Source organism: Cedecea sp. AS113 (genome assembly GCF_037152415.1).
GTDB lineage: Bacteria > Pseudomonadota > Gammaproteobacteria > Enterobacterales > Enterobacteriaceae > Cedecea.
Genome location: NZ_JBBCMI010000010.1, coordinates 1 through 19,771, shown reverse-complemented (window position 1 = coordinate 19,771; position 19,771 = coordinate 1). Strand labels below are relative to the sequence as shown.

18 protein-coding genes are annotated in these 19,771 nt (G+C 57.0%); 10 read left to right on the top strand and 8 right to left on the bottom strand.

All coding sequences use genetic code 11. The features are described from left to right. Positions 1 to 46: 46 nt before the first annotated feature. The 4 genes from selB to WFN87_RS13440 all read right to left on the bottom strand — a co-directional run bounded on the left by selB (position 47) and on the right by WFN87_RS13440 (position 4,901). On the bottom strand, positions 47 to 1,882 hold the full coding sequence (gene selB, locus WFN87_RS13455; protein ID WP_336983175.1) for a selenocysteine-specific translation elongation factor: 1,836 nt from the start codon (positions 1,880 to 1,882) through the stop codon (positions 47 to 49). Then, entirely contained in the window at positions 1,879 to 3,267 is a 1,389-nt protein-coding gene (gene selA / locus WFN87_RS13450; RefSeq protein WP_336983173.1) for an L-seryl-tRNA(Sec) selenium transferase, read from the bottom strand. The genes selB and selA overlap by 4 nt, the downstream gene beginning before the upstream one ends. Positions 3,268 to 3,336: 69 nt before the next feature. After that, complete coding sequence (locus WFN87_RS13445) at positions 3,337 to 3,945, bottom strand: glutathione S-transferase (RefSeq protein ID WP_166878649.1); 609 nt, start codon at positions 3,943 to 3,945, stop codon at positions 3,337 to 3,339. A gap of 65 nt (positions 3,946 to 4,010) precedes the next feature. Then, positions 4,011 to 4,901, bottom strand: a complete 891-nt coding sequence (locus tag WFN87_RS13440; RefSeq protein ID WP_336983170.1) for a LysR family transcriptional regulator — start codon at positions 4,899 to 4,901, stop codon at positions 4,011 to 4,013. A gap of 100 nt (positions 4,902 to 5,001) precedes the next feature. Between WFN87_RS13440 and WFN87_RS13435 the strand changes: the two genes are divergently transcribed. From WFN87_RS13435 to WFN87_RS13405, 7 genes are all read left to right on the top strand, one after another. Next, complete coding sequence (locus WFN87_RS13435; protein WP_034809208.1) at positions 5,002 to 5,601, top strand: NAD(P)H oxidoreductase; 600 nt, start codon at positions 5,002 to 5,004, stop codon at positions 5,599 to 5,601. 467 nt (positions 5,602 to 6,068) lie between these two features. Next, positions 6,069 to 7,988 carry a PTS mannitol transporter subunit IICBA gene (locus WFN87_RS13430; RefSeq protein WP_008458694.1) on the top strand — a complete coding sequence of 640 codons (1,920 nt, stop codon included), beginning with the start codon at positions 6,069 to 6,071 and terminating at the stop codon, positions 7,986 to 7,988. A gap of 144 nt (positions 7,989 to 8,132) precedes the next feature. Then, the gene (gene mtlD / locus WFN87_RS13425) at positions 8,133 to 9,281 is read left to right on the top strand and encodes a mannitol-1-phosphate 5-dehydrogenase (protein ID WP_336983166.1); all 1,149 of its coding nucleotides are present in this window, start codon (positions 8,133 to 8,135) and stop codon (positions 9,279 to 9,281) included. Between the two features lie 45 nt (positions 9,282 to 9,326). After that, positions 9,327 to 9,866 carry a mannitol operon repressor MtlR gene (mtlR, locus tag WFN87_RS13420; RefSeq protein ID WP_336983164.1) on the top strand — a complete coding sequence of 180 codons (540 nt, stop codon included), beginning with the start codon at positions 9,327 to 9,329 and terminating at the stop codon, positions 9,864 to 9,866. A gap of 71 nt (positions 9,867 to 9,937) precedes the next feature. Further along, positions 9,938 to 10,300: a YibL family ribosome-associated protein gene (locus tag WFN87_RS13415; RefSeq protein ID WP_008458687.1), complete on the top strand. Its 363-nt coding sequence runs from the start codon at positions 9,938 to 9,940 to the stop codon at positions 10,298 to 10,300. A gap of 195 nt (positions 10,301 to 10,495) precedes the next feature. Further along, on the top strand, positions 10,496 to 13,759 hold the full coding sequence (locus tag WFN87_RS13410; protein ID WP_336983161.1) for an autotransporter outer membrane beta-barrel domain-containing protein: 3,264 nt from the start codon (positions 10,496 to 10,498) through the stop codon (positions 13,757 to 13,759). Between the two features lie 176 nt (positions 13,760 to 13,935). Continuing rightward, complete coding sequence (locus tag WFN87_RS13405; RefSeq protein WP_008458685.1) at positions 13,936 to 14,181, top strand: DUF1471 domain-containing protein; 246 nt, start codon at positions 13,936 to 13,938, stop codon at positions 14,179 to 14,181. Between the two features lie 43 nt (positions 14,182 to 14,224). On the opposite strand, the gene WFN87_RS13400 is transcribed toward WFN87_RS13405, so the two are convergent. The 3 genes from WFN87_RS13400 to WFN87_RS13390 form a co-directional block, all read right to left on the bottom strand. Continuing rightward, positions 14,225 to 14,752 (bottom strand): GNAT family N-acetyltransferase, encoded by a 528-nt coding sequence (locus WFN87_RS13400; protein WP_336983159.1) that lies wholly within the window; start codon positions 14,750 to 14,752, stop codon positions 14,225 to 14,227. A gap of 4 nt (positions 14,753 to 14,756) precedes the next feature. Next, positions 14,757 to 15,086 (bottom strand): DHCW motif cupin fold protein, encoded by a 330-nt coding sequence (locus WFN87_RS13395; protein ID WP_008458680.1) that lies wholly within the window; start codon positions 15,084 to 15,086, stop codon positions 14,757 to 14,759. Between the two features lie 89 nt (positions 15,087 to 15,175). Beyond that, positions 15,176 to 15,349 carry a DUF1127 domain-containing protein gene (locus WFN87_RS13390; RefSeq protein ID WP_008458678.1) on the bottom strand — a complete coding sequence of 58 codons (174 nt, stop codon included), beginning with the start codon at positions 15,347 to 15,349 and terminating at the stop codon, positions 15,176 to 15,178. 176 nt (positions 15,350 to 15,525) lie between these two features. Here WFN87_RS13390 and WFN87_RS13385 point away from each other — a divergent pair, with 176 nt between their 5' ends. Next, complete coding sequence (locus WFN87_RS13385; protein ID WP_166878626.1) at positions 15,526 to 16,944, top strand: aminotransferase-like domain-containing protein; 1,419 nt, start codon at positions 15,526 to 15,528, stop codon at positions 16,942 to 16,944. Positions 16,945 to 17,116: 172 nt separating this feature from the next. Further along, positions 17,117 to 18,754 carry an STY4199 family HEPN domain-containing protein gene (locus WFN87_RS13380; RefSeq protein ID WP_336983156.1) on the top strand — a complete coding sequence of 546 codons (1,638 nt, stop codon included), beginning with the start codon at positions 17,117 to 17,119 and terminating at the stop codon, positions 18,752 to 18,754. A 33-nt stretch (positions 18,755 to 18,787) separates the two neighbouring features. Here WFN87_RS13380 and nudI read toward each other — a convergent pair whose 3' ends face one another. Beyond that, positions 18,788 to 19,213, bottom strand: coding sequence for a nucleoside triphosphatase NudI (gene nudI / locus WFN87_RS13375; protein ID WP_336983154.1), 426 nt, complete (start codon positions 19,211 to 19,213; stop codon positions 18,788 to 18,790). 315 nt (positions 19,214 to 19,528) lie between these two features. On the opposite strand from nudI, the gene WFN87_RS13370 reads away from it, so the two are divergent. Further along, complete coding sequence (locus WFN87_RS13370; protein ID WP_336983152.1) at positions 19,529 to 19,684, top strand: DUF3289 family protein; 156 nt, start codon at positions 19,529 to 19,531, stop codon at positions 19,682 to 19,684. Positions 19,685 to 19,771: the final 87 nt, after the last annotated feature.

Here is a 19,771-nt window from a genome sequence, read left to right as displayed (position 1 = left end):
GGATTCCCTGGGGAAGAGGGCAGACCTCTTCCCGCAGAATGGAATATTACGCCGGTAAAAATAGCGCCTTATCGCGCAGCAGATGGTCGTTGCCGCGCCGCCGGGTGAAGCCAATTTTGTCGAAATACTCCAGAATCTGAATCGCCAGTTTGCGGCCCACGCCCAACCTGTCGCGGAAGTCGGCGGCGTTGGTCGCGCCGTGGGTTTGATCCAGCTCGCGGATCAGATCGGCAAACGCCTGCAGGCGATCGTTCCGATAATAACGATCTTTCAGAATCGCGGTGACCAGCCCTTGCTGAGCGGCGGATCTTAGCAGCTGGCGCATGACCTGCTCTTCTTCACCGGTTTCTTTGGCCAGATCACGGACCCACCACGGCTCGTCGCCGAACAGGGCGTCGACTTTATCCCACACGGCCTGCTGTGCTGAGGAAAACCCAGGTTCATGCCCCGGCAGATGCAGCCAGCCCTGGCGGCTCATTATTAGGCCTTCACCGCGCATTTTTTCGATGAGCGACAGTACCAGACCTTCATCCTCTGCGGGCAACGCCATGCGGCGCAGGCGTTCTCTCCCCGGCCCCGGCTGATCGTCGTGTTGCTGGTGGTAGCGAGCCAGCGCGTCGAGCAGTTTTTGCTGCCAGAGAGCGGCCACGTCCGGGCTTAACAGCGCGTTGCCCGCCTGCAAGTATCCCGGCTTCGCAAGTAAGGCCTGAAGCCCTTGCGTTGTTAACTGACGCGCCCAGCTAAATTCGTTGAGCAAAACGGCGCCTCGCGCCAGGTGAGATCCCAGCGCTTGCTGGTCATCGGTGGTTTCTGCCCGCTCACCCAGCCAGCTCAGGAAGGCAGGCTGGCGTTTACCACGGCGTGGCGCATGAAGCAGCACGGCACGGGCTCCGGCGAGCGTGATGCGCGCGCTGATATCGCGCAGCACCAGGCGGTCGTTATCCGCCAGCCACAGCGGGACATCCAGCACCAGCTCGGCCAGATTACCTTCGAGCAGCGAAACTCGCCCGGTCACGTGGCGGGCAGAATGGTGAATATGCAGCGGCTGCCATTGCTGGAGCGGCTGCAGCGTTTGCAGCTCGACGATGACGCGCTCAACCGGCTGCAGAGGTTTGTCGCTCAGCAGCCAGTCGCCCCGGCTTATGTCGGTTTTTTCCGCGTCACCGCTGATGTTCAGCGCAATACGCTGCCCGGCCATCGCGCGGGTTGCCGGCTGGTTTTGAGCGTGGAGGCCGCGCACGCGCATCGGTTTTTCTGCGCCCGTCAGCCAGAGTGAATCGCCGATATTGACTTCGCCGCTCAGCGCCGTGCCGGTCACAACCAGCCCTGCGCCCCTGACCGTAAAGGCGCGGTCGATGGCGAGGCGGAAGCGATGTGCCGTGGCATGAGGGCGTTCGCCCAGCCCTTTGAGATGCTGCTGTAGCGCCTCGACGCCTTCCCCGCTAGTGGCGGCGGTCACAAAGATTGCGGCCTGGGTATCACCCAGTAATGCAGTAACTTCATCGCGGACTTCCGCAATGCGGCTGTCGCTCACGCGGTCGGCTTTAGTCAGCGCGACTGTGATCTGCGGGTTGCCGGTCAGCTGTAAAATCGCCAGATGTTCGCGGGTTTGCGCCATCACGCCATCATCGCAGGCGATGACCAGCAGGGCATGATCGATGCCGCCGACGCCAGCCAGCATGTTGGCCAGAAACTTTTCATGCCCGGGCACGTCGATAAAGCCGATAACCCGGCCATCCGGCTGCGGCCAGTAGGCGTAGCCGAGGTCGATGGTCATGCCGCGTTTTTTCTCTTCCGGCAGGCGGTCTGCGTTCACGCCGGTCAGCGCCTGAAGCAGGGTGGTTTTGCCGTGGTCGACGTGCCCGGCGGTGGCGATAATCACTGGGCGAGTCCCTCCAGCAGCAGCGCTTCGTTTTCGAGGCAGCGTAAATCCAGCCACAGGCGGCCCTCGGCCACGCGGCCAATCACCGGCCTTTCCAGCTCGCGCAGAGTTTGCGTCAGCGAGGCGATCGTTGTGCCACGTCCGTCTTTTGGCGTGAAGGTCAGAGCGGCACCAGGCAGGCGATCAACGGGTAAAGAGCCGCTGCCGATTTGCGACAGGCACGCTTCAACGCGCACGTCGAACTGCTCGCCAAAGCGCTCTTCAAATGCGGGCAGCAGGCGGCTGGCCTGCCGGTGGATATCTTCGGCGCTGCGGGTCAGCAGGCGCAGGGTTGGCAGGCGTTCAACCAGCGTTTCCGGGTGCTGGTACAGCCGCAGTGTGGCTTCCAGCGCCGCCAGCGTCATTTTGTCGGCCCGCAGCGCACGCTTCAGGGGGTGGCTCTGAATACGCTCGATCAGCGCCTTTTTGCCGACGATAATCCCGGCCTGCGGGCCACCGAGCAGTTTATCGCCGGAGAAGCTCACCAGGCTCACGCCATCGGCGATCAGCTGCTGCGGCATCGGCTCTGGCGGCAGGCCCCACCGGCTTAAATCCACCAGCGAGCCGCTGCCCAGATCGGTGACGACCGGCAGGCCGAGTTCGTTGCCCAGCGTAACCAGCTCGGCCTCGCTAACGACTTTGGTGAAGCCTTCAATGTGGTAATTGCTGGTGTGGACCTTCATCAGCAGCGAGGTATTTTCCCCCGCTGCCGCGCGGTAATCTTTCAGGTGCGTGCGGTTGGTGGTGCCGACTTCAACCAGCCCGCAGCCCGCCTGACGCATGACGTCGGGGATGCGAAACGCGCCGCCAATCTCCACCAGTTCGCCGCGAGAAACTACCACTTCACCGCCGTCTGCGCAGGCCGCCAGCATCAACAGAACCGCCGCCGCATTGTTATTGACGATGCAGGCGTCTTCCGCCCCGGTCAGCTCACAAAGCAGGTCGGCGATGGCGCGATCCCGGTGGCCGCGCCCGGCATCGTCCAGTGAATATTCCAGCGTGACGGCGGAGCGCATGGATTCCGTCACTGCCGCGATAGCTTCTTCAGCCTGTAATGCCCGGCCAAGATTGGTGTGCAGCACGGTACCGGTCAGGTTGAACACGGGCTGGAGAGCGCTGCGCTGGCTGGCTTCGAGCACGCTACGCGTTTTCTTCGCCCAGTCCTCGCTCCAGTCCGGCAGCTTGCTTGCCGAGCGTATGTGCTCGCGCGCTTCGTTTTGCAGCGTTCTCAGCGTGGCAACCACGCGGGTATGGCCGAACTCGGCAAGCAGGGCGGTAAAGGCGGCATCGCGCAGCAGGCGGTCGGTCGCCGGAAGATGGCTAAAAAGTGTTTGAGCTGTCGTCATGGCAAGGACTGAATTAAGAAATTTGTGGGCGATATTACAGGGGACAGCGTCCCCTGTCCTGGCCGCAGATCATGCCGCGGGCGGTTCGGTACGGGCAAAACTCTCGCGCTGGAACAGCTGTTCTACCAGCTTGACCAGGTGAGGGCGGTTCACGCACCAGCCCGGTGAAACGCGGCGGAAATTAAGATAGCCCACTGCGCAGGCCGCGGAAATACTGGCCAGATCGAGCGGCTCGGCGGCCAGGGTGCCGTCGGCGGCGTATTCTTCCAGCAGGTCGAGGGCGCGGCCAATCTTCTCGCGCTGGCGAATCAGGACTTCTTCAGACTGCTGTTCCGCCGGGCGCAGTTTCTCACGCACCGACGTTAACGCCGCGTCCAGAATGCCGTCGGAAAGCGCCTCAAGCTGGCGCACTTTCAGCGCCGCTTTTGGGTCGTGCGGAATGAGCTCTGGCGCAATGTTTAGCAGCTCAAGGTATTGGGCGATGATCGGCGAATCAAACCAGCGCTCGCCTTCATCGGTGATAAGCGTAGGGACTTTGCCTAGCGGGTTGTATTGCGGAGCCGGGCTGTCGCCAACCCACGGGTTGACGTTAATAAATTCAAAACTGAGGCCTTTTTCAAGCAGGATGACCGAGATCTTTCGCACGTAGGGGCTGGTGTAATTACCGATCAGTTTCATGACATTATCCGTTTTTGCCAACTTGAGGTAAGTATGAAACAGATACCCAACATTGGTGAAAAAGTCTACGCCTGCTGCGCTTTTATGTAATCAACGAAGGCACGCAGCGCGCTGGGCATGTATTGCCGATTTGGGTAATAGAACTGGAACGGCGGCAGCGCAGGCAGCCAGTCTTCGAGCATTGAAACCAACCTGCCGCTTGCCAGGTGTTCTTCTACCTGCTGCTGATAGAGATAGCCGATGCCTGCGCCGCACAGCACCGCTCCCAGCTCAGAGTCGAGATCGTCCACGATGATGTTGCCGCACGGCGTCACTTCCAGCTTGCCCTCCGGCCCGTAAAACTCCCAGCAATAGGGGCGGCCGCTGTGAAAACGAAAGATGACGCTGCAGTGATTAACCAGCTCGCGAGGGTGCATTGGCGCAGGGTTTTGCGCCAGGTATTCCGGCGTGGCGACGACACAAATCCTCGCTTTTGGGCCGATGGGAACGGCAATCATGTCTTTTTCCACCGTGGTGCTCAGCCGTATCCCGGCGTCGTACTCCTGCTTCACGATGTCCACCAGCCTGTCGTCGGTGGTCACTTCGACTTTGATGTCGGGATAGCGGGCGGTAAACCCGGCGACCAGCGGCATCAGCACAAGGCGTGAAGCCAGCCGCGAACTGTTGATTTTGAGGGTGCCCATCGGCGTGTCCCGAAACGAGTTCACCTCATCGAGAATAGTATGAATCTCGTCGCAGGCCGGGCGCAGGCGCTCGTAGAGGTTGTTGCCAGCCTCGGTCAGCGAGACGCTGCGGGTGGTGCGGTTGAACAGCCGAATTTTCAGGCGCTGCTCGAGCTGTTTGATGCCGTGGCTGATCGCCGAAGGAGACAGCCCCAGCTCGTCTCCGGCGGCGCGAAAGCTTTTGTGCCGCGCCACGGCGATAAAGGTCGCGAAGTCGGTAAAATTCAGCGCCATTAGTGAAAATCCTTCATTAACCCATCTCAAATACTACGTTTTACAGAATTATCCAGCGGTCGTAAAGTGAACATACATCCCCACTGGCTGAGATAACTCCATGAAATCAGAGAATATGTATATTGTTTGGGCGCACCCGCGCAGTGAGTCGCTAACCGCGCAGGTGGTGCAGGAAATTCAGGGCGAGGCGGCCGAACGCGGCATTAACGTCTCCTCCCTGGATCTGTACCGCAGCGGCTTTAACCCGGCGCTGGGCATGGAAGATGAGCCGGACTGGAACAACCCGCAGAAACAGTATTCCCCGGAAGTTCATCGCTTGTTTGGCGAGTTAGAAGATAAAGACACCGTGGTGATCGTGTTCCCGGTGTGGTGGTACAGCTTCCCGGCCATGCTCAAAGGCTATCTGGATCGCGTGTGGAACTTCGGCCTGGGCTACGGGCCAGGCAGCACGCTGGGCAATAAGAAAATCCGCTGGGTGGCGCTGGTCGGCGGCTCGCAGGCCGGGTTTGTGAAATATGGCTGGGAAAAAAACATGGCCGATTATATTCACGGCTCAATGGGGTATCTGGGTGTGGAAGATGCAAAAATTGAGTTCCTCTATAACACCATCGGCGTGGAAGAGGGGATTGGCGACAGCGACGCCCATTACCAGCAGCTGTTTGCTCAGGCGCGCGGCATTGTCGCGGACTTAGATAACTAACTTTTCATTCCAGCGCGGCATTCAACGTCGCGCTTTCTGCCAGCCGCTTCGCTGTAATTTACTTTCATCCCTTTCTTGCCCGCCGTTTGTTGTCAACGCCCAGATTTTAACTGGATCACATTAGGATTAATCTGCCCCAAAATACTTTGTGAAGTAGATCACAAATGAATAACAAAGATGTCATAACAAAATGTGATTTTAGTCACATTAAAAGGTCAATTAGGGTTAAAAATTCCACGGTGTACTTTTTTTACACTGCAATTATGTGATCGTCATCACTCAATGTGGAAGGTGGATCCCTGAGTATTAGTGATCTGAATCACATAATTAGGCGGTTGCTGGACAGATTAACGATTCAGTGCCAGATTCGCGTCACTTTACTGCATAAGGCCGGCGACCCTGCCGCTACGTTAACAATAAACCTCGGGCTGCTTTTTCAGCGCGGAACACCAACAAGGGGTATGTGTATGTCATCCGATATCAAGATCAAAGTGCAAAGCTTTGGTCGTTTCCTCAGCAATATGGTTATGCCAAATATCGGGGCGTTTATCGCCTGGGGTATTATCACGGCCTTATTTATTCCTACCGGATGGTTGCCAAACGAAACGCTGGCGAAGCTGGTAGGCCCGATGATCACTTACCTGCTGCCGCTGCTGATCGGCTTTACCGGGGGTCGCCTGATTGGCGGTGACCGCGGCGGCGTGGTGGGTGCGATTACTACCATGGGCGTTATCGTCGGGGCAGATATGCCGATGTTCCTCGGCGCAATGATTGCAGGTCCTCTGGGCGGCTGGGCAATCAAGCACTTCGACAAATGGGTCGACGGTAAAATCAAATCCGGCTTTGAAATGCTGGTGAACAACTTCTCTGCCGGTATCATCGGGATGATCCTGGCGATTCTGGCATTCCTCGGCATCGGCCCGGCGGTTGAAGTCCTGTCCAAAGTTCTGGCGGCAGGCGTTAACTTCATGGTTGTGCACGACATGCTGCCGCTGGCGTCTATCTTTGTAGAACCAGCTAAAATCCTGTTCCTGAACAACGCCATCAACCACGGTATCTTCTCGCCGCTGGGTATTCAGCAGTCCCACGAGCTGGGCAAATCCATCTTCTTCCTGATTGAAGCGAACCCGGGTCCGGGTATGGGTGTTCTGCTGGCGTACATGTTCTTTGGGCGCGGTAACGCTAAGCAGTCTGCGGGCGGCGCGGCAATCATCCACTTCCTGGGCGGTATCCACGAAATTTACTTCCCGTACGTGCTGATGAACCCACGTCTGATCCTGGCCGTTATCCTCGGCGGTATGACCGGCGTGTTCACCCTGACCGTGCTGAACGGCGGCCTGGTGTCTCCGGCTTCCCCGGGTTCTATCCTGGCGGTACTGGCAATGACGCCGAAAGGCGCGTACTTCGCTAACATCGCGGCTATCTGTGCGGCAATGGTTGTCTCCTTCGTGGTCTCCGCCATCCTGCTGAAAACCAGCAAAGTGAAAGAAGAAGACGACATCGAAGCTGCGGCTCGCCGTATGCAGGAAATGAAAGCCGAATCCAAAGGTGGCGCAGCGCCGCTGGCGGTAGGTGCTGGCCTGTCTAACGACCTGAGCCACGTGCGTAAAATCATCGTTGCCTGCGACGCAGGGATGGGCTCCAGCGCCATGGGCGCAGGCGTGCTGCGTAAGAAAGTGAACGACGCTGGCCTGAAAAATATCTCCGTGACCAACTGCGCGATCAACAGCCTGCCGGACGACGTTGACCTGGTGATTACCCACCGCGACCTGACCGAGCGTGCGATGCGCCAGGTGCCGCAGGCGCAGCATATCTCCCTGACCAACTTCCTCGACAGCAGCCTGTACGCTAACCTGGTTGAGCGTCTGGTGGCTTCCCAGAATCTGAGTCAGAAAGAAGAAAAAGTCATGCACAGCCTGGAAGACAGCTTTGTTTCCAGCGAAGACGCGGTGTTCAAGCTGGGCGCGGGTAACGTGTTCCTCGGCCTGAAAGCCAGCAACAAAGAAGAAGCGATTCGCTTCGCTGGTGAACAGCTGGTGAACGGCGGCTACGTGCAGCCGGAATACGTGGACGCGATGTTTGAGCGCGAGAAACTGACCCCGACCTACCTGGGTGAAGGTATCGCGGTTCCTCACGGCACCGTGGAAGCAAAAGACCGCGTGCTGAAAACCGGCGTGGTGTTCTGCCAGTACCCGGAAGGCGTTCACTTCGGTGAAGAGCCGGAAGACGTGGCTCGCCTGGTGATCGGTATTGCAGCCCGCAATAACGAACACATCCAGGTCATCACCAGCCTGACCAACGCGCTGGATGATGAGTCGGTGATTGAGCGCCTGGCGCACACCACCAGCGTCCAGGAAGTGCTGGATTTGCTGGCCGGTAAGAAATAAGACCCTGCCCCTCACCCCCTGAGGGGCAGCAGGTGCAAAGCATTACCCCCTCTCCCCTTTTGGGAGAGGGCTAGGGTGAGGGGATTCGCATACAGTATCCTTACCCCAGCCCTCACGGGTGAAATAATCAGGAAGGTTAACGCAATGAAAGCATTACATTTTGGTGCAGGTAATATCGGTCGTGGCTTTATCGGTAAACTGCTGGCGGACGCCGGTCTGCAACTGACTTTTGCCGACGTAAACCAGGTGGTTCTGGATGCCCTGAACGCGCGTCACAGCTACCAGGTTCACGTAGTCGGCGAGCAGCAGCAGATTGATACCGTCTCCAACGTGAATGCCGTCAGCAGCATCGGCGACGACGTTGTGGCCCTTATCGCTCAGGTTGATCTGATCACCACCGCCGTCGGCCCGGTTGTGCTGGAGCGCATCGCACCAACGCTTGCCAAAGGCCTGGAACTGCGCCGTGCGAACGGCAACGAAACGCCGCTGAACATCATCGCCTGTGAAAACATGGTGCGTGGCACCAGCCAGCTGAAAGAGCACGTCAAGAAAGCGCTGTCTGCTGACGCGTGGGCGTGGGTAGAGCAGCACGTTGGCTTTGTCGATTCTGCAGTTGACCGCATCGTTCCGCCGTCTGAATCTGCCACTCACGATCCGCTGGAAGTGACCGTGGAGACCTTTAGCGAGTGGATTGTCGATAAAACCCAGTTTAAAGGTGACCTGCCGAACATTCCTGGCATGGAACTTACTGATAATCTTATGGCGTTTGTCGAGCGCAAGCTCTTCACGCTGAATACCGGGCATGCTATAACCGCGTACCTCGGTCAGCTGGCCGGGCACCAGACTATCCGCGATGCCATTCTTGATGAGAAAGTGCGCGCCGTAGTGAAAGGGGCGATGGAAGAGAGCGGTGCGGTGCTGATTAAGCGCTACGGCTTTGAAGCCGACAAACATGCCGCGTACATCAAGAAAATCCTCGGTCGTTTCGAAAACCCGTATCTGAAGGATGACGTGGAACGCGTTGGCCGCCAGCCGCTGCGTAAACTCAGCGCGGGTGACCGCCTGGTTAAGCCGCTGCTGGGGACGATTGAGTACGGTTTGCCTCACGCTAACCTGATCAAAGGGATTGCGGCGGCAATGCACTACCACAGCGAGCAGGACCCGCAGGCGCAGGAGCTGAAGCAGCTTCTGGCAGATAAAGGCCCGCAGGCGGCGCTGGCGGAAGTGTCCGGTCTGGATGTAAACAGCGAAGCCGTGACTGAGGCGGTGAAGGCGTATAACGCCATAGCGTAACCCTATGCAGGCGCGGTGGATACCGCGCCTGAAACATGTTTAGTGATGCAGGCAAAAATGGAAGAAACCCAGGCCTTTGAAAACCGCGTGCTTGAGCGACTGAATGCCGGCAAAACCGTAAGAAGCCTGCTGATTGCTGCCGTCGAGCTGTTAACCGAAGCGGTAAATATCCTGGTGCTGCAGGTGTTCCGCAAGGACGACTACGCGGTGAAATATGCGGTTGAGCCATTGCTGGACGGCGACGGCCCGCTGGGCGACCTGTCGGTACGCCTGAAGCTTATCTACGGGCTGGGCGTGTTGAACCGCGCCGAGTACGAAGACTGCGAGCTGCTCATGGCGCTCCGGGAAGAACTGAACCACGACGGCAACGAGTACAGCTTCACCGATGACGAAATGCTAGGCCCGTTTGGCGAGCTGCACTGCGTGACGGCGCTGCCGCCGACGCCGGCCTTCGTTGATGGCAGCGATCCTGAACTGCTGGCAATGCAGCGTCAGCGCTATATGCAAATCGTTCGCTCCACAATGGTCCTTTCCCTGACCGAGCTGATCTCCCGGATCAGCTTAAAAAAAGCCTTCCAGAAATAGCCGCTTTTCGCCCTGTCCCTCAGGATCGTGTATCCTTGCCAGCAAGCCATCTTTATTCACGGTAAGTCAAAATGAAAGAAATCGAAAAAGCAGAAATTAAACGCCTCAGCGACCGTCTGGACGCTATCCGCCACGAAATGCCAGGCCTGCACCTGATCAACGAAGCGGAAAAATATGCCGAGCTGGAAAAAGAGCGGCAGAAGCTGGAAATCGAAATCGCTCGCCTGCAGGCGGTGCGTAACCAGAAGCTGAGCAAAGAAGCGCAGAAGCTGGTAGCGCTGCCGTACAAGCGTGCGATTACCAAAAAAGAGCAGGCCGATATGGGTAAGCTCAAGAAAAGCGTGCGTGGCCTGGTAATTGTCCATCCGATGACCGCTCTGGGTCGCGAGATGGAACTGACCGAGATGACCGGTTTCTCCCGCACGGAATTCTGACCGCGTTCTCTTTTCGGTGAAATAAGCCGATAAAACCCGCCTCATCAGCCTCTTAAATCTCCACCCGGCTCTATAGTTAAATGCCGGGTGTGGATTTTTTCTACCCCAGCCCCACCACTGGACAATTTGCCCGCCTTATGCGAGGCCGCAGGGAATGCCAACCCGTTGTTTATCTTTCTTGCTGCGAGAGTAAACATGAAAAATAAGGCTTTGACTCTGGTTCCCGTCTGTCTGGCCGGTTTAACCGGCATGCTTCCCTTTCCTGCCACCGCCGCCTGTTCGTCGTCAACGCCGAATAGCGGGGACACCGTGACCTGTAGCGGCTCGGGTATTCCGCCGGTGGTTGCCACCGCAGGCAGCAATAACGTTACGATTAATCTCGACTCAACTGTGACCGGGAGTTACTCGCTGACCACCCAGGCGACGCCATTTTCGGTGGACAGCGGCAGCAGTATCAACAACGCCGGGGCGCTGACTCTCTCTGATAACGGCACGGGCGTGGCGAATCGTGGGGCGCTGTTGCTGGGCGTGAATAACGGTAATACGCTGACTAATGGTGCGACGGGCACGCTGACCACCACCGGGGCCTACAACGACGGCATGGCCGCTAACGGTAATAACAATACGCTGATCAATAACGGCACTATCACCACCAGCGGTAACAATTCTTACGGCATGACCGCAGCCTGGGGGCAGAGCAATCCTGGCGCTGCAGGAAATACCATCACCAATACCGGCACCATCTCCACATCAGGGAATAACGCCAGGGCTATTTCGCTGCTGGGCGGCAGCGGCACGGTGAACAACAGTGGGACGCTGTCCACTTCCGGGCGAGATGCGCCCACGGTGTTTTTGCAGGGCAACAACGCCACGCTAAATAACAGCGGCCTGATTCAGGCCACCGGCACCGCGTCCTCCAGCGGCAGCGTGGACGGCGTGGTAGCAAACACGCTCGGCAGCAGTTTTAACACTACGATCAATAACCTGGCCGGCGGGCAGATCGTCAGCAATAACGGCATCGGTATTCGTTCGACTAACGGTAATATCACCATCACCAACGCCGGGCTGATTCAGGGCGGAAGCGGCACGGCAATTCTCAGCGGCAACGGCAGCATTTCGCTGATCCTCCAGACCGGCTCGCAAATTGTTGGCCTGGCCGATGGTGGGCGAGGCAATAACTCCGTGACATTAGAAGGGACGGGTACCTCCTCTAACGCCTTTACCAATTTCCAGACGCTGACCATGACCGGCAGCGACTGGACCTGGGCGGGTACTGGCGCGTTTACCACTGCCCTCGTGCAGAGCGGAACGTTGGATCTTATCGGCATGCTAGGTACCAGTACGGCTTCCGTAACGGCTTCGGTAAGCAACGGCGCGACGCTGCAAGCGAACTCAACCAACTTGCCGCTTTCGGTCTCTAATGACGGGATGGTGCGTTTCCTGCAAAACAGCGACGGCAGCTATTCGGGGAAGATTACCGGCAGTGGAGCTGTTGAGAAAAGCGGTGGCGGCCTGCTGCAGGTAACGGGGGCCAACACTTACACCGGGGGGACGACGCTGACCGGCGGCACACTGCAGGCTGCAGCAGACAGTGCGCTCGGTGAAGCTACAGGTGGGCTTATCTTTAACGGTGGCACGCTTCAGCTCGGCAGTTCGTTCGATCTTGCGACATCCCGTGCGATATCAGTGACTGCCAATAACGGGACGTTTGACACTCAGGGATTCACCTCCGTTGTTGGGCAGGGGATTACGGGGGCTGGTGCGTTAACTAAACTGGGCGGCGGTACGCTGGTGCTCAACGGCGTTAACAGCTATGCGGGTGGCACGGCTGTTAATGCCGGTACGCTGGTTGTAGGCGACAGCGCTCACACCTCTGCGGCAGCTGCAGGCGGCACCACCGTGGCGGCCGGAGCCACGCTGGGTGGTTATGGTACGGTGAATGGTGATGTGACGAACAGCGGAACGTTGGCGGTAACAAATGCGCTGCCGATTCTTTCTGCTGGCCCGCAAGGCAATTTCCAGATTTACGGCAACCTGACCAACGTGGGGCTTGTTCAGCTGGCTGGTAGCGGCGTGGGGAATAGCCTGACCGTAGCCGGAAACTATAGCGGTCAGAACGGCGTGATTGCGCTGAATACGGTCCTGGCGAGTGATGGGGCTGCGTCTGATAAGCTTATCCTCAGCGGCGGTAGCGCTTCGGGCAGCAGCACGCTGAAGGTCACTAATATCGGCGGTGTCGGGGCGCAAACTACGGCAGACGGTATTCAGGTGGTGCAGGCCACTAACGGTGCGACCAGTACGGCAAATGCCTTCAATCTTTCTGGAGGCACCGTCAGCGCCGGGGCTTATTCCTATTATCTCGCCAAAGGCGGCGTCTCCGACGGCAGCGGCGGGAGTTGGTATTTGCGCAATACGGTTGTGCCGGATTCGACAACGTCGGTCACCCCGGCGGAAGAAACGCCTGAGTCCATCGTGGATGCTTCTCACGGCGATGAGAAGCTGAATGTCTACCGGCCAGAAGTTGCGCTGTACGCCGAAGCACCTGCCTTGGCCCGCCAGCTTAACCTGCAGCAGATCGACACCTTCCACGACCGTCAGGGCGAGCAGAGTCTGTTGGGCAGTGATAACAAAGCGCCAGCTTTTTGGGCCAGAAGCTGGGGAAGCCACGCGGATATTCATCAAAACGGAGATGTGAACCCGTCCTTCAACGGTACATTGTGGGGACTGCAGTTGGGGCAGGATTTGTATACCGCCACTGAGGATAATGGGGCGACACATCACTTCGGTATCCTGTTCGGATTCTCCAGAGCGACCGGGGATGTCGATGGCTTTGCGCTGGCAAAACAGGGCATGCGCGTCGGCAAACTGCAGCTGAATAACTACAACTACGGCGGCTATTGGACAAGGGTTGCGGCTTCCGGCTGGTACACGGACGCGGTGTTAATGGGCAGCGCACTGCGGCTGAATACTAACTCGGTCAACGAGGTGAATGCTTCTTCCAGCGGCAATGCGGTGACCGGCTCTGTTGAGACGGGGCTGCCCGTTTCCCTCGGTGAAGGCGTGACGCTTGAACCTCAGGTACAGCTGATCTGGCAACGAACCTCGCTGGATTCGCTGAACGACGGTGTCTCCGATGTTCGCTGGAACAATGGCAATACCTGGCAGGGGCGGGTTGGGGCCCGGCTGCAGTGGGCGTTTGAGGCGAGCGGCGTGAGCTGGAAGCCTTACCTGCGCGCTAACGTACTGCGGTCATTCGGCCAGGATGATGAAACCGCTTTCGATAGCAGCACAACCATCGCCAGCAATGTCGGGCAAACGGCCGGGCAAATCGGGGCGGGGCTGGTGGCGCAGGTGAGCCAGAGCGGCAGCCTTTATGCTACGACAGGCTATCTGACAAACTTCGGCGGCGAACGCCAGCGGGTAGTGACCGGCAATGTCGGCGTGCGCTGGAATTGGTGACTGCTCTGCGGGGCCAGGGCGTTGCCAGCGTCGCTATTATCATGATGACTTTGTGTTCAGTTTTTTTGAAGTAGATAGGCGAATTGTTCCGCTAACAAACAAAGCATGGCGGCGCTATTCTTATCTCATCGAAGGCAGTCAGCCTTCCAACTAAACAAAATGCAAAGGTAACCATCATGAAAAGCATCAAATATTTTGCCGTAGTTATGACTCTCGCTGCTTCCTTCTCCGGCTTCGCTGCGGAAACTCAGCCAGCTGTCAGCCAGAAAATGGGCACCGTATCGGTCAGCGGCGCGTCTAACCTCGACAGCCTGCAACACCAGCTGCAGCAGAAAGCCGAGCAGGCAGGCGCGAAGTCTATCCGCATTGTTTCCGCCGGTGGTGATAACAAAATGTACGGCGTGGCTGAAATCTACAACTAAGTCTTGAATCACGCAGTATGGGCCGCCTTGTGCGGCCCGTGTTTTATCTGAACTCCCGGGCCAGCAGGCCAAAAATCCAGTCATCCTGCCAGCGTTCGTTCAGCCAGTAGTTCTCCCACAGAATGCCTTCCTGCTGAAACCCGACTTTCTCCAGCACTTTCTTCGACGGAATATTTCCGGCGGTGACCGTGGCCACAAGCTTGCGGATGCCGACCTCCGCAAATGCAAAGGCGCACACCTCGTACAGCGATTCATACCCGTAGCCCTGACCGTGAAACGACGGGTCGAGTAAAAATCCGACTTCCGCGATATCGTCCTCGCGCAGGATAAAACCGGTGACGCCAATCGGCACGCTGGTTTTGCGGTGGCGCATCACCATACAGAGCCAGTGGCGGCTGCCCGGCTGCCAGTCGGGAAGACGGGCGTCAAAAGCCTGGCGAATCTCTGTCTCCGGTCGGTTATCGGCCACGTAGCGCATGACCTCCGGCTGCTGCTGCAGGTAGCGGAAAAGTGGCCAGTCGGCTTCGGTGATTTGGCTGAGCGCCAGGCGTGGCGTCAAAAGCGTCGGCATGGCGTTAATCCACAATAAACAGGACGGCACCTGATGCCGTTGAGGAACGGTGAGGCTCCGCGCCGTCGGCCACCTGGTAACTCATACCCGGGGTTAACGTAAACTGGCGGCCATCTTCCAGCTCAGTTTGCAGCTCGCCCTTCAGGCACAGCAAAACGTGCCCTTTTTGGCACCAGTGATCGGCCAGATAGCCGGCGGTGTATTCCACCATGCGCACGCGGATGGGCCCAAACTGCTGCGTGCGCCAAAGCGCTTTGCCGGTGATGCCGGGGTGTTCGGTGGGGATTAGGGTGGCCCAGTCGGTGGTATTAAAAGGCAAGTCGGTGATGTTCATGCGGCTCCTGAGTATTGTTGTTGTTGTCTGGTCCTCCTTTTGATAGCAGTAAATAAAAAACGGTGCCAGCGTGTGGCACCGCTTAAGCGTTATTCCCAGCGGGATAAATCATCCCTCGTCAGCCCCATATCCCTGAGTTGTTCCGGACTAAGTTCGCGTAACGCCCGTAAAGTCTGGCGGCGCTGGCGGCTGCGGCGAAAATACTGGTAAAGCATTACCAGGCCATAAAACGGTCTGCGATGGTGGTTCTCTTCAAAGCCCATGCTGTGACTCCTCGCGGTTTGCCTGGGGTTATCATGGGGCCAGCGGGAAAAAGCAGACAGATTCAAAAATTACTTTTCTTTAACATACAGAAGGGCTAAAACAGGAGCTGAATGGTATTTATTGCGCCATTCTGTATCGGTTTTTCCTTCTGTATGGTTTCCGGTGAGGATACAGCATGACGCGTTACCAACATCTTGCCACGCTGCTGGCTGAGCGTATTGAGCAGGGGCTATACCAAAGCGGGGAGCGTCTGCCCTCGGTGCGGAGCCTGAGCAGCGAACACGGTGTCAGTATCAGTACCGTGCAACAGGCGTATCACGTCCTGGAAGACCAGCAGCTGATTTCCCCTCAGCCACGTTCCGGCTACTTTGTTTCGCCGCGCAAAGCCGTGCCGCCGCTTCCACGCCTTTCGCGTCCCGCGCGTTGGCCCGTGGAAGTTAAGCAATGGAGTGAAGTGCTGGAGATGATTAATCTCCGCTACAGCGGCGAAGCGCCGGGATTTTTCAGTGGAGCACCTGATTTCACGCAATCGACCGTCAAGCCGCTATTGCGGGAGATGGGCAGATTGAGCCAGCACCAGGCCGCTGAAGTACTGGGTTATGACGAAATTCAGGGCACCAAAGTGCTGCGTGAACAAATTGCTCGTCTGTTGCTGGACAGTAACTGTGTGGTGAACGCTGACGATATCGTGGTGACCAACGGTTGCCACGAAGCGCTGTCGATCGCCATTCGAGCGGTCTGTGAACCGGGGGATATCGTGGCGGTTGAGTCGCCGTCATTCCACGGCACCATGCAGATGCTGCGCGGCTATGGCCTGAAAGTGGTGGAGATCCCAACCGACTCAGTGACCGGGATGAGCCTGGAGGCGCTGGAGCTGGTGCTGGAACAGTGGCCGATTAAAGCGATTTTTCTGGTGCCGAACTGCAATAACCCTCAGGGGTTTATTATGCCAGACGCGCGTAAAAAGGCCGTACTCAGCCTGGCGAAACGCTACGACATTGCCATTATCGAAGATGACGTTTACGGCGAGCTTACCTTCGAGTACCCACGCCCGATGACAATTAAATCTCTGGACGTCGGTGATTGTGTTTTACTCTGCGGTTCATTTTCTAAAACACTGGCACCGGGCCTGCGTATTGGCTGGATTGTTCCCGGCCGCTATCTCGACCGCGTCCTGCACATGAAGTATATCGGCACCGGCAGCACATCGGTCTTTACTCAACATGCGATTGCCGGGTTTATCCGCGAAGGCCACTATCACCGCCACCTGAGACGTATGAGGCAACAATACCAGCGGAATCTCGATCACTTTTCCTGCCGCGTGAGGCAGTACTTCCCCTGTGGCATTTGCGTTAGCCGACCGCAAGGCGGTTTTCTGCTTTGGATTGAGCTGCCGGAAAACGTTGATGTGGAACGTTTTAACCTCCTGCTACGGGAGGAGAAAATATACGTCGCCAGTGGGTCACTCTTTTCTGCTTCCGGAAAATATCGCAATTGCCTGCGTCTTAACTATGCTTTGCCTCTCGATGCCGTCACCGAGGCGGCGCTAAAGAGAGTGGGTGAAATCGCCGAGCAAGCGCTAGAAAATACCTGACAAAATCGCTCTTTTTATCGCCATTGATTCCCGGCGGGCTGCTTTACACTCGGCTGTAATGGCGAAGTGTGGCCTTGGCATTAATAACCATAAAAAATAGCCGCCTGGGGCGGAAAAAAGCCGTTTTTTCTGCGTTCGGCAACGTAAGGCCGGACATCGACAAAGGACTATCATGAGCAGCGCAACATTGCAGATGCGGGAGCACTTTGAGACGTGTCTGGGGATTATTCGGCAGGCTTCACTTCAGATCCTGCCGCTATTGAATATTCGTGCCGCCGAAGGCAAAGATCCGCAGTGGTTTTTCCAGCAGCTGGAGCAGGCCCGTATGGCGCTGGGCAGTTGGGGGGCGGTGGCGAAACGGCTGAATCTTAACGACTCCGAAATTTCACAATTCACGCTGTTGCTGCGCCATTTGCAGCAGCTGGTGCCGCAGTATGAAAGCGGGCAGGAAGTTAGCCAGAACCAGCTCCTCGCCGCCTTGCGCTTCACCAGCTATCTGGAACATGTGCGCTTCAAACAGCCCTTGCTGGGCTACTCCACCGAGCTTTCCTCCGACGTTGACGGGCTACAGAAAGGCGCCCAGCAGCAGATGCGCGCCATTGAACTGATGCTGAAAGGGCTGGTCAATCAGGCGTGGGAAAACCAGGCGGAGCTGGTTAATCAGCTAAAAAGCCAGTTTGGGGCTGACAAAGTTCGCCGCTGGCTGAAGCGAGGCGAGCGGGGCGATGTGCTGAGCGGCATGAAGTTCAGCGAGCTGGCGCTGATGCTGGTGGATAAGAAAGAGTTTGCCCATCACTACGCCAAAGTTTACCAAAACTCGCCTCAGCTGGGCTTTCTTATCGACCAACGTAAAACCCTGCAAATCTTCCTCGATGGCACCCGTCAAATCCGCAACGACCTGATGCACAAGCAGCCGCTGACGAGCGTGCAGGTGGCTTTGCTGGATAGCTATTTCGGTGAAATCAGCGGCCCGGTACAAAAAGCCTTTAGCGAAGGCCGCACTAAAGTGAATCCCTCCTCGCTGCTGGACGCGGATGATGCGGCACTGCAAAGCTACCTTGACCAGGCGCGTAAAAATCATGCGGCCCAGGGCGGCGATCCGGCAGAGATCAGAGAATCCATCGAGCGTTATGACCCGCGCACGGCCAAAAAACAGCATGATACTACCGACATGATCTCCACCGCGCTGTGGGCATCGGTAGGGATTGTGGTGGTGGCAGTGGCGGTGATTGGTCTTTATCTGTTAAGTGATGCCACCTCAAAACCTGAGGTGACGGCGGCTCCGCCAATAGTGAGTACGCCGGTGCAGCAGAAAGAGCGGCCGGAATCCAACAGCCCGCGGGATATGCTTGCCAATATGGGCATCACCTGGGACGAAAATAACCTGCGGGCGGCGATTAACCGTAATGACGCGCGTATTGTGCGCCTGTTTATGCAGGGCGGGATGAACTGGAAAGTCTATTTTGCCGAGCAGGCGCTGGCGGCGGATGACCGCGATGTGCTGACCATTTTGCTGCAATACCGCCCGCAAATGGACGAAACCCGGCCCTGCCGCAGGCTGATTGGCTCCACTGAGTTAGGCATGAAGAAAGGGCAAAAGCTGACTTCGCTGAGAAAGCAATTCCTCGCCAGCTTCTGCAGTTCAGCCCCGGCGGTACAGCGCCAGAAAGAGGAAGTAGAGCGCGCTCAGCTACGCCTGGCGGCGCAGAAGCAGCGCTACGAAGATGCGACCGCCCAGGGGCTGGAGCCAGAGCCGGTGGATGAGCAGACCGTCAAAATTCAGCAGGCGATATACAACGCGATGCGCTAGCCGTGCCGGGCAGCCTTCGGGCTGCCCAATGCATTACAGCAGCCCTTTATCACGGAACGTCGCGGCGGTGGCTTCATTCAGATCGTAGCTCGCCAGATCCTGCGGGCTGACCCACGCGTACTGCTCAAACTCTTCGTTAAGGGTTATCTCGCGGTTTTCGCTGATGCAGTCGAACATCAGGTAAATCATGTACACCTGTTCTTTCCGGCCATCGGCGTAGGTTTTGACCCGCACGTCGTCGCGGAAGGTCCACGGCTCAATGTGCGAGATAATCAGCGCTTCACCCAGCTCTTCCCGGATCTCACGCCGCAGCCCTTCTGCCATGGTTTCACCTGGCTCAATGCCGCCACCGGAGAGCGCCCACTGGCCGGGAAACACCCCGCGATCTTGTGGCATTTTGCACAGCAAATATTGGCCCTGGTTCTGGATAATCGGACAGGCAATCACTCTTTGTCGCATGGTCATCTCCCTGAAAATAAGCGGCTGAGTTATAGCACAGATACGAAAGAGGGTCTGTGCCGTGACAGACACCTGGGGGAGAATTTTATCCGTTAATATAAATAATATTTTTATAATAATTACATTTAATACATTTATTAAATGAATGTACAAAGATAAATAAAGTAATTTTGTTTTATGTTGTGGGTGGAAATAATGACTGAGGTCTAAGTTTTTACTATAAGAATAAAAAATATTACGTGCCGTATGTATATGCCGATTATGATAAGCGACGCTCAAGATGAGCCTCGTTAACAATATACCAGGAAGGTATTTATGCCGGCACTTCAGTTCCCCTGTACGATATTCAAAACCCAAAAAAAGATGGATGACTATACCGCCAGCGATATGAAATGCGGCGATCTGTCCGACATCATTTTGAGGGCGCGGTTTCATCTGTTAGACGTTTCGGTGATGCTGCCAACTTACTGATTTAGTGTATGATGGTGTTTTTGAGGTGCTCCAGTGGCTTCCATTTCTATCAGCTGTCCTTCCTGCTCCGCTACTGAAGGCGTGGTG